Origin of the sequence: Streptomyces sp. SP17BM10 (assembly GCF_036322405.1) — a bacterium.
Taxonomy (GTDB): domain Bacteria; phylum Actinomycetota; class Actinomycetes; order Streptomycetales; family Streptomycetaceae; genus Kitasatospora.
Genome location: NZ_JAQYXB010000119.1, coordinates 1 through 322 on the forward strand (window position 1 = coordinate 1; position 322 = coordinate 322).

General features: G+C 68.3%; 1 pseudogene. It reads left to right on the plus strand.

Annotated elements, in window-relative coordinates:
• Window positions 1-322: pseudogene (locus PUR71_RS00430) on the plus strand (HAMP domain-containing protein); the annotation flags it as partial.

The window sequence follows — 322 nt, forward strand, 5'->3', positions numbered from 1 at the left end:
GGGGGACCTGACCGACTCGGTGAACTTCTTGGCCGTCTAACTGACCGGGCAGGTGCGCAACTTCGCCCAGGTGACGACGTCGGTGCCGCGCGGGGTGCTCTCGCAGTTGTTGCTGGTGGAGGCGCGCGGCGAGATGCTGGAGCTGAAGAACACCTTCACCACGATGGTGGACCAGCTGAACGGCTTCGCGGCGCCGGTGACGAGGGTTGCCGGTGTGGTCGGCACCGAGGGCGGCCTCGGCGGTCAGGCGCAGTTGGGGGGCGTGGCCGGGGTCTGGGGGGACCTGACCGACTCGGTGAACTTCATGGCCGACAACCTGACC